This window comes from Streptomyces sp. NPDC037288 (assembly GCF_055603265.1).
Map to the genome: position 1 here is coordinate 1 of NZ_JBVJVY010000097.1, position 9633 is coordinate 9633.

The window sequence follows — 9633 nt, forward strand, 5'->3', positions numbered from 1 at the left end:
GCGGTGTCCACCGCTCCGTCCAGGCCCTCGAACGCGACATCCGGACCTGGCTCGCGGACTGGAACGAGCATCCCACGGCCATTCGTCTGGACGAAAACTGCCGACGAGATCCTCGACAAAGTCGCCGCCTACTGCCGACGGATCTCCGACTCAGTTCACTAGTTCCATTCCATGACAACTCATCAGTAACTGTTCTTCAAATGACCCGTCAGTAACTACTCCCGCGGCGGCTCAGCAACCCAGAGCGCGATCGGTAGGTGTAGGCAAGATCACAGTCTCGAATGACGCCACATCAAGCAGTAGACAGGAAGACATGATGCGTCATCAATTTGGGGTCCCACAGCGAAATCTGATGGCTCATCAGCAGCTACTGAGGAGTCACTTATCGCAGAACCAGTGCTCACCGTAAGGATATTGAGGCAGAAGCGACCTTCCTTCTCTGGCAAGATGTCCGCACACGGCCCAAACGGGACAGGGCGTTGCGCCTCCGGGGCGCTCACCCCCTTCATCCGTACGCCGCTGCCGGGTCCCGTCCTTTTGAAAGGAAAATGGTGCACAGGATTCGATTATCCAGAAGAGTGAGAGCGCTCATAGCCGCTGTCACCGCTACGCTCGGCGTCGCCCTCGGCTTAGCCATCGGCACCCAAGCCCAAGCCGCCGTAACCGGCACCCTTTACGGCGGACAGGGGAAGTACAGCGTCATCAACCAGCGTTCCCAGCCTTCAACTTCCTCCACGATCGTCGGCCGCTCACGCGTGGGTGACCAGATTTCGATGACTTGCCGGACCGTTGGCACCACGGTTGAGAACGACTCCCGATGGGTGCGCTCAGGTTCGTACTACATTGCCGACGCCTTCATCGCCGAGAACACCAACGATCTGCCCGCCTGCAACGGCAATCCTGATCCGGAAACCCCGACGCCCCCGGGAACCCCCACGACCGGTCAGAAAACTGTCAGTATCAAGATGCAGAAGCAGGTCCAGAGCCAGTGGTGCTGGGACGCGTCCGGCCTGACCATCGCCAAATACTGGGGCTTTACCGGCTACGACCAGCACGACTTCTGCCAACTCGCCGCGACTGGCCGCTGGGTGAACTGCAACAACCAGCCCGCCACGCTCGATGACATGGCCAACGGCCTTGACAGAATGGGCATCGCCGACAGCGGCGACAGCATTAGCCGCGCCTCCTTCTCTGAAACCACTCAGCAGATCAAGGCCGGTCACCCTTTCGCCGTCCGGATCGGCTGGCGCAGCGGCGGCGGCCACATGAACGTCATTTACGGCTACGACAGCGCCAGCCACATGATCGCAGTCGGTGACCCGTGGCCCAACACCCAGACGTACACATGGTGGGCCTACGACAAGTACTCGAGCAACAACCAATTCGAGTGGACCCACTCGCGCATCAACATTCATAATTAAAGGAGGACGACCGACCATGCAGATTAAGCGGAATTCCACGCACGCGGCCGCTTGGGGTGGCGTCCTCACCGCAGCAGCGCTCGCCGCGATGACCACCACCCCTGCGCATGCCGCCGACGCCGGTGGCGACATCCCCGGCTACCAGTCAGCCCAGAAGGTGCTCCAGACCCAAAAGGTCAAGGAGACCGTCTCGCGCTTCTTCGGCGCGGCCAAGCGAGAGGGAGGCACCGGCGACGCGGACGGCGGCACGCAGGGCGGCGGACCCACCAATACGACCACAACAGCAGGCGCACCCCAGTTCGACCTCCAATCCCTTGTGCCGATCTACGAGGTCAGCCCCGAGTTCGTCCTGGGTAAGGTCAAAGGTGCCCTCCAAGAGGGGCTGGGACTCTCCTTCCTCGCGTCCCGGGTCACCGCCTCAGACGGCCAGAAGGCCTCTGTGCTGCTCTCTCCGAAGGGCCAGACACAGAACGTCGGCGGCGCGACCGCGGGCAGCGACGGCTGGCAACTTTCCGGCATCCGCGACGGAGACAGAGAAGTCACCTTCGCGGAAAGCGGCGCCGGTACCCCTCACACACGCACCTTCACCGAGCCGCAAATCAATGCTTGGTACCGGCTCACCGACAAGGGCTCGGTCGAACCGCTCAACAAGGAGGCACGTACCGGCCTCGAGGGCAAGGACCGCATCCCTCTCGCTGAGTACCAGAAGCTCGTGAAAAAACGGTACGGCGACAAATTGCCGGGCTCCGAGTACGACCGCAAGGGACTGGCCGGCGGGTACGCAAGCCTTACCCCGACAGGTGAGGACCCTCAGTCCAAGGCGGTCGATCCCTCACCGCGCTCCGATGACCACTGGCAGCTGGCAGCACTTCCCGGCGCCGCTGGCCTCGTGGCGGTCGGCGGTGCTATGTACATACGCCGACGGAGGACGGTCACCGAGCGCTGACGCACCTATGGTTGTCGGTCCCCGGGGGTGTCTCTATGTCTTTCGTCAAGCGAGGCGTGGGGTTCTGGGTTCGTAGAAGGTGCCGTCGCGGAGCATCGCGAACAGCACGCTGATGGGGTGGCGGGCTGGGCGGTGAAGTCAATCGTGTTCGGGCGATGTTGGCGTTATTCGTGGCGGATGTGTTCGCCTCGATACCGCGCAAGGACCAGCGGGCCAAGAGCGACAGCTATCTGCGGGGACTGATGATGGACGGCCGCCGCGCGTCCATCCAGGCCATGGTCTCGTGGCTGCCGGACGGCAGCGAGCAGGACCTGCGCCAGTTGGTGAACCAGTCCACCTGGGATCCGGTGCCGGTGCGCCGGCGGATCGCCGAGCGGCTGGTGCCGCGGATCGGCCCGGACGCCTGGGCGGTCGATGACGTGTCGTTCCCCAAGGACGGCAGGATGTCGGTCGCTGTCGCCCACCAGTACCGCGGTGCGCTGGGCAAACAGGCCATTCGCCCGGGGGCTGCAGCCCTTGTCGCCCAGCACGTGGGCGGGGGGCGGACCCACGGCCGTCCCGGGCCGATCCGGGGCACCCGTATCGCTTCCATCACGGCGGTGAACTGGGTGCAGTCGTTGGTGTTCCCGCTCGTGACGGTGTAGGCGAGCGGGCGGCCGGCGCCGACGCAGGCCAGGTGAATCTTGCTGGTCAGGCCACCTCGGGAACGTTCGAGTGCCGGGCTGCGGAGCCCCCTTTTCGGGCCCCCGCGGCATGCTGGTGGGCGCGGACGACGGTGGAGTCGACCGACACGAGCCAGTCGACGCCTCCTCGTCCGCCCTCGCCTGCGCGGCCCGGAGCATCCGTTCGAACGAGCCGTGCAAGGCCCACCGGCGCAAGTGGGTGTGCAGCGTCGCCCAGGGACCGTACCGCTCGGGCACATCCCGCCATGCCACCCCGGCCCGGAACTTCCACACGATCCCGTTGAGCACGGTGCGGTCGTCCAACCGCTCCCGCCCCCGCACGGACTCAGGCAGCAGCAGCCGGACGAACTCCCGTCCCTCAACCGACAGTTCGTAGCGACGTATCACTCAGCCATGACCTACCACGGAAGACCATTTGAAGACACCGCCTCGCTAGTCGTCGCGGCGCAGGAGAGTGATCAGCCGCACCATCTCCAGGTAGATCCACACTAACGACATGGTGAGACCGAAGGCGGCGAGCCACGACTCGTCGCGAGGGGCGCCGTACTGGATGCCGTCCTCGATCCGCTTGAAGTCCAGTGACAGGAAGAAGGCTCCGAGCAGCACGCCGATGATCCCGACGAAGATGCCGAGCCCGCCGCTGAGTACCAAGCCACCGCCGAATGGGGCAAAGAGCAGATTGACGGCCGTCAGCAGCAGGAAGCCGATCGCGACGGCCGTGCCGATGCGTAAATAGCGCTGGGTGACCCGGATCACCCGAGTCTTGTAGGCGAGCAGCATGCCGGAGAGCACCGCTACCGTGCCCAGTACCGCCTGCATTGGGGCGCCTTGCCACGCCTCGTTGTACATGCGGCTGATCACCCCGAGAAACACACCCTCGAAGGCCGCGTAGGCGATGACCAGAATGGGGGACGGGGTCCGTTTGAACGACTGGGCGACGCCGAGAAGCATCGCCACCAGCCCAGCTCCGATCGCGATGCCGTAGCTGGTGGAGGTCACCGGCAACGCGAACCAGGCGAGCAGTGATCCGATGACGACTGTGCCCAGCGTCATGGTGGTGCGGGCGATGACATCATCCATCGTCATGGGACCGGCTGCGGACGCCTGGTCCGTCTGCTGGGACGTGATCGTGTACGGGTTGCCGCCGCCGTGGCCGTACGAGCCGCCATACCCATACGGGTTGGTGGCTGCCGCCGCGCCGGTGCCGAATCTCGCGTATCCGTCGCTACGCGAGAACCCCCGCCGGAAGACCGGATTGTTGCTTCTCATCGCTTCCTCCATGAGCACGGTGCGTCCGACCTCGCATAAACGTTTCGCTCGCCTTGCGTCGCTTGTCTTCAGCCCAGACATGATGTTCCCGAACCAACGGATCGGCCGCGTGCAGCGTTCCCGCGCGTGTGTCGGCGACCCGCCGTTCGGGGGAGTGGTCCGGTAGGCCTGGTGTGACCGACGTCGCGACGTACAGCAGGTTTCGAGCCGTCCGGTACCGCCTTCCCGGGCGTCAGGCCGTAGATTGAGATTGTCAGCCTTCTTGCCTCGCTCGGCCGGGGCGCCGCGATCGGGACGTTGTGGTGTCCGTCAGGGTCTGGCGCGGTGATCGGCCATAGGTTTCGCGGTAGAGGGCGGCGAAGCGGCCCATGTGGAAGAAGCCCCATCGGGTGGCGATGTCCATGACTGTGGTGCCGCTGAAGGGATCGGCCACCAGCAGCTCGTCATGTGCGCGGGAGAGGCGCAGCCGGCGAAGGTGGGCGAGTGGAGTGGTGTCGAGGTGCTGACGAAAGGCGTACTGCAGGGACCGTATGGTGACGTGGGCCGCAGCGGCGATGTCCGCGAGAGTGACGGGGCTGTCCGCATTTTCGTCCATGTAGGCAAGAGCTCGTCGCAACGTGTACGGGTGTGCGTCGTTGCGGTCGGACGCGGTGGGGTCGGTGCACGCAGTGTTGGGGAAGGCCGACAGGACGCTCGCGGCCAGCAGTTGGCCGGCGGCGGAGACGATCAGAGGCTGGCCCGCGACAGTAGGCTCGGCCAGCACCTGGTCGCGCAGGTAGCAGAGGGCGTTTTGCAGCTGGCGGGCCGCGGCCGCCGAGTGCGGTCGGTGTCCGGTAACGCGGACGGGCTGGGGCTTCCGCCCTTCTGCAGTCGCCGCGACCTGGGTGAGCAGATCCGGGTGCAGCATCGTGAAGTTGTAGCGCGCCGAGTGGACCCGCCCGGCGGAGGGCAGGTCGGGCGGGGCCAAGGAGACCAGGTCGCCCGGGCCGACGACGTCAGCGACGTCTCCCAGGGTGCGTGACTGGATGGAGCCCTCGTGGACGAGGCACAGGGCGACCATGCCCAGTGGAGCGGCGGAGTAGCTCATGTCGAAGTCCATGTCGAACTCGGCAACGGTCACCGAGGGCATCACCATGCGGTGGATCGTCGTGCGGCTGGACTCCGGGGTGGTGGCGCCGATGCGCATGCCGGCGTAGATATGGTTGAAGAATTCCTCAGTCCGGCCCAAGTCGTCGCTCTCGAAGACCAGCGTGCTCATCGGGGCCCGTCCTCTCGCCCGGCGAAGCGGCATTCCGGTCTGAGATTACGGTCCTAGCTCGGCTATGTGCTGCCTTCGAGGTGGCATTCCCCCGTCCGGGAGACCGGAGGCCAAAGCTGTCTCGCTCGCAAAGCGCTGACGCCGAGCGCCGTTGCCCAAGACCTGGGTCTCCCCCAGCCCTCCTGGCAGCTCACAGAAATGAAAGGCCTGGCCGTAACAGACGCTGGCGAGTCGTGTCCAAGCCGTTGGAGAGCTGACCCGGCCAGGAGGAGCCTGGACGAGCCGGTGGCCAGTGCCCATCGCCCAACGGCCGGGCAACAGGGCAACCCAACTGGCGCCGCTGCCACTTGACGGCGCTGTCTCGGTGAGCACTCTGTCAGTACGACTGTGCTCTGCGCCGCTGCGGCTGAGCACAGCAGGCGCCGGGGGTGTGGCGTCGCCGGACGGAGAAGGAAGTGATCATGCTCGGAAGCTTGCACGCCTGGTCCGGCATGGGTGCCACAGACGCCCCACCTCGCGTTAGTGATCATCTACGCCGGGTTCGAGTAATCGCTGTACGTCGTATATTGCACCTGGTGTATTGGCTCCCGTGGGGCTCCTTGCGGTAGCAGGGCTTCGCCACTGCCGGGCAGCGGCATTGGGGATTATCGGATGTGTACTACGAGACCTCGGTGCTCCGTGGCGACCGGCCGGTCGGTGTCACGCCGAGGCCTGGCTGTCGGATCACCGGAGCAGCCTGCGTTCGTCCGAGCGGAAGGTGGTGATCAGGGACAGACACAGAAGTGCGATGCCCACGCGTCCTGAGGCTTGGAGCAGTGGGCCCCGGAGGAGGATGAAGGCGTACCCGCTGACCAGGGGGATGACGATGGCCAGGATGTGGCCCGGATGGGGGTGATCGATTGTGCGGTGCGTGTAACGGCGGTCGGCGCGCGCGCAGAAGTATCCCAGGATCAGAAACCCACCGGTCATGCCCGCTGGGCCGAAGTCAAGCCAGAGCTCTGCCCACAGGGGAGAGGACAGGTTGGTGTTGTTCATACCCATCCACTGGCCTACCTGCACGCCTGAGTCGAGCGGCTTGTGGTGCCACACCGAGCGCGGTACGAAGAAGAACACCGAGGCCGCGAGCTGACTGCCATAGGTGTGGCCATGACCCGCCTCGGCGAAAGTGATGGTGTTGGCGAACATACCGATCTGGTCGTAGTCCTTGCGCACCAGAGGGTCCAGGACGGAGGACGACTCCACCGGCCGCCGGCCCCCTTCGTCGTAACGGAAACGGTCCATGAACGGGAACAGCAGCAGTGCGGCCACGACTCCAATGGCCAGCGCGGCCCGGTACACCACTGGGCTCTTGGGGAAGGCGGTGAAAAGGATGGAGGAAATCACCGTCAGGAACCAGTAGCGTGGGTTGGAGATCGGGTTGTTGACGACCACGTTCACCGCGAGCAGCCCAGCCCACATGGAGATCACCGACAGCCGGCATCGCGCGTAGCGGGACGTGACCAGCCATCGAGTCAGGAAGAGGAACGCCAGCAGCGCCGGTACTGTCCCGAAGCCGCGCAGAAAGGCCGAGCCGACCTGGGAGTGGTCACCGGTGCTTGCCTGGAGCCGCTCGCTGATCTCCTGGCGGCTGCTGAAGAAGATTTCGGGCCCCCCCAGCTTCAGGATGAACAGCGCACTCGCGGCGTACGCGACAGCCACCAGCACATACAGCCTGCGGCGGTTGACCGATGCCGTACGGTGTGGCCCGCGGGTGCCGCCAGGCACCGCCGGGCGGTCGTCCCGGGCCAGCAGCACACCCCCGTCGAACGCCACACAGCCGCACAGCGCCAGGGACACCGCGGCAACCAAGTCCGAGCGTGGCCCGACCATCGGAGTCGGTGTCTGGCCCAGTACCGCCTGGGCCAGTGGGGCCACCCCCATTGCCACGTAGGCGAACAGCCAGAAGGAGCCCTGTACCAGACGGCGGCGGGCCGCCAGGATCATCGCGGCCAGTCGGGCCCCCGCGTAGCAGGTGAGCGTGAACTGCAGCCAGTACGCCGTGTCCCGCACACCGGGACCGGCCTGTACGGCCACCAGCACCGGCAGGAAGAACACCAGCCCCAGAGCCAGGGGTATGGCCATGGCCCGGGAGAGCACGGTACGCCGCGAGGCGGGCGCGACCTGGTCCGGTAAGGATAAGTGGGTCGGCTCGTCGTCTCCTGCCGCGTCCGACTGCTCGTCCGTCACCTCGACTGCCATGGTCCTCCCTCGCGTCCTCTAACCTGGGCAGTGTAGGGAGACCTGGGCTGGCAGGACGGCGCGGGGGAGCATCTGAGGGGAGGAGATCGTCGGTGCGGGTTCTGCACGTCGTCACTCTGCACACGCCGACCAACGACTTCGGCGGGCCCACACGCGTGGCCCTCAACCTCTCCAAGGGGCTGAGAGCCCGTGGAGTGGACGCGCGGATCGCCACGCTGGGCGACGGATTCGACGGCCCGCTGCCGGCGGCCATCGAAGGCGTGCCCTCCTTCATGTTCCAGGCCCGGCATGTGCTGCCGCGGTTCGAGGTCAGCGGCATCACCTCGCTCGCGCTGCTCGCCCGCGCCCGGCGGCTGGTGGAGGCCGCCGACGTCGTCCATGTCCACCTGATGCGCGATCTGATCACGCTGCCGTTCGCGCTCATGGCGCTGCGCCGCGGCCGACCGGTCGTGCTCCAGACACACGGCATGATCGACCCGACCGACAAGCGCGTGGCGCGTATGGTCGATCTGCTGGCGTTGCGGCGCGTGTTACGCGAGGCCGACGGCCTGCTGTATCTCACAGAGGCGGAGCGGGAGGGGGTACAGGCGGTCATCCCCGACACCCCGCTGAGGAACGCGCATCGGCTGGTCAACGGCGTGGAGCTACGGGAGCGGCGGCCCCCGCGCGGCGAGCGCCCGCCGACGGTGCTCTATCTGGCCCGGGTACAGCAGCGCAAGCGCCCTGAGGACTTCATCAGGGCCATCCCGACGGTGCTGAAAGAGCATCCGGACGCCCGGTTCGTGCTGGCCGGCCCCGACACCGGCGCGCTCGCCCGGCCGATGCTCGACCTAGCCCGGGAACTGGGCGTCAGGGATTCGGTGGAGTACGTGGGGGCGCTGGACCACACTCAGGTGCTGGAGCGGCTGCGTCAGGCGGATGTGTACGTCCTGCCGTCCATCGTCGAACCGTTCGCCGTGTCGGTTCTGGAAGCCATGTCCGTCGGCCTGCCGGTCGTCGTGACGCGGACCGGCGGGCTCTCCCCGGATGTGGCAGCGGCCGGAGCCGGGCGGCTGACCGACAGCCGCCCGGACGTGGACAACGGCGAAGTCGTCGGCCAGGCCGTCCTGGAACTCCTGGGTTCGGCCGCCAACGTAAAGGCGTCGGAGGCGGCCTTCCGGCTCATCCGCGAGAAGTTCTCCATCGAAGCCGTCGTGGACACTCTGATGGGGGTTTACGGCGGGGTCGTCACATAACCCGTGTTTGAGGCTGATACAGGGGCCCTCTACAGGTCATGAATGAGTGATGATACTGGCGGGCATGCAGATCATGGTGTAACTCGGAGGAGGAGTGGAGACGAGGCCGATCGTAGCCAGCAAGGACTGATTCCCCGGGACTTCGTGGTATTGGCATGCGAAGGCCACCGTGGTACCCGTATCTCTCCTGACGAGCGTCGGGTATCCGCCCTTGTCACCACCCGCTGTCATCACAGTGGACAGCACGATCCGTGCGGGCAACTCCTCCCCGAACAGCTCACCGAGCTCCTCGAAGCTGACAGCGGATCCCACATCTTCTCCTCTGAAGGTACGAACGGTGCGGTGCCGTAACGGCGGCCTATGAATACCTCCGGCGCGCCCGGAGTTGACACACCGGAGGCGCTCGTCTCGCCATCCGACTCCGCCTAACTGGTGCGATCTGGATCAGTAACGGACCCATGTGAAAGCTCACCCGATTGGATCGGTAACCTGGGCGGTTCGGCAGGCCTCTTTTCCCGACGGCCGCACCTGGAGCACGGCGAAGCGCGAGGCCATCGTGCCCTTGCTGCCCTGCCGCCAGGTG

Annotated in this window: 6 protein-coding genes and 3 pseudogenes; 5 read left to right on the forward strand and 4 right to left on the reverse strand. The window is 65.8% G+C overall.

Annotation, left to right across the window (positions count from 1 at the left end; translation table 11 throughout):
* The 4 genes and pseudogenes from ACZ7GZ_RS40905 to ACZ7GZ_RS40920 all read left to right on the forward strand — a co-directional run.
* Positions 1-162: pseudogene (locus ACZ7GZ_RS40905) on the forward strand (IS630 family transposase); the annotation flags it as partial.
* A 416-nt stretch (positions 163-578) separates the two neighbouring features.
* On the forward strand, positions 579-1421 hold the full coding sequence (locus tag ACZ7GZ_RS40910) for a papain-like cysteine protease family protein (protein ID WP_471032643.1): 843 nt from the start codon (positions 579-581) through the stop codon (positions 1419-1421).
* A gap of 16 nt (positions 1422-1437) precedes the next feature.
* A complete protein-coding gene (locus tag ACZ7GZ_RS40915; RefSeq protein WP_471032646.1) occupies positions 1438-2367 on the forward strand; it encodes a hypothetical protein in 930 nt (309 codons plus the stop codon).
* 155 nt (positions 2368-2522) lie between these two features.
* A pseudogene (locus ACZ7GZ_RS40920) lies at positions 2523-2861 on the forward strand (transposase); the annotation flags it as partial.
* 357 nt (positions 2862-3218) lie between these two features.
* Here ACZ7GZ_RS40920 and ACZ7GZ_RS40925 read toward each other — a convergent pair.
* The 4 genes and pseudogenes from ACZ7GZ_RS40925 to ACZ7GZ_RS40940 all read right to left on the reverse strand — a co-directional run.
* Positions 3219-3437: pseudogene (locus ACZ7GZ_RS40925) on the reverse strand (transposase); the annotation flags it as partial.
* A 45-nt stretch (positions 3438-3482) separates the two neighbouring features.
* Positions 3483-4319, reverse strand: coding sequence for a Bax inhibitor-1/YccA family protein (locus tag ACZ7GZ_RS40930; protein WP_471032647.1), 837 nt, complete (start codon positions 4317-4319; stop codon positions 3483-3485).
* A gap of 253 nt (positions 4320-4572) precedes the next feature.
* Positions 4573-5577 carry a helix-turn-helix domain-containing protein gene (locus ACZ7GZ_RS40935; protein WP_471032649.1) on the reverse strand — a complete coding sequence of 335 codons (1005 nt, stop codon included), beginning with the start codon at positions 5575-5577 and terminating at the stop codon, positions 4573-4575.
* A gap of 723 nt (positions 5578-6300) precedes the next feature.
* Positions 6301-7815, reverse strand: a complete 1515-nt coding sequence (locus tag ACZ7GZ_RS40940; protein ID WP_471032651.1) for a hypothetical protein — start codon at positions 7813-7815, stop codon at positions 6301-6303.
* Between the two features lie 92 nt (positions 7816-7907).
* On the opposite strand from ACZ7GZ_RS40940, the gene ACZ7GZ_RS40945 reads away from it, so the two are divergent.
* Positions 7908-9050: a glycosyltransferase gene (locus tag ACZ7GZ_RS40945; RefSeq protein ID WP_471032652.1), complete on the forward strand. Its 1143-nt coding sequence runs from the start codon at positions 7908-7910 to the stop codon at positions 9048-9050.
* The last annotated feature ends 583 nt before the right edge of the window (positions 9051-9633 follow it).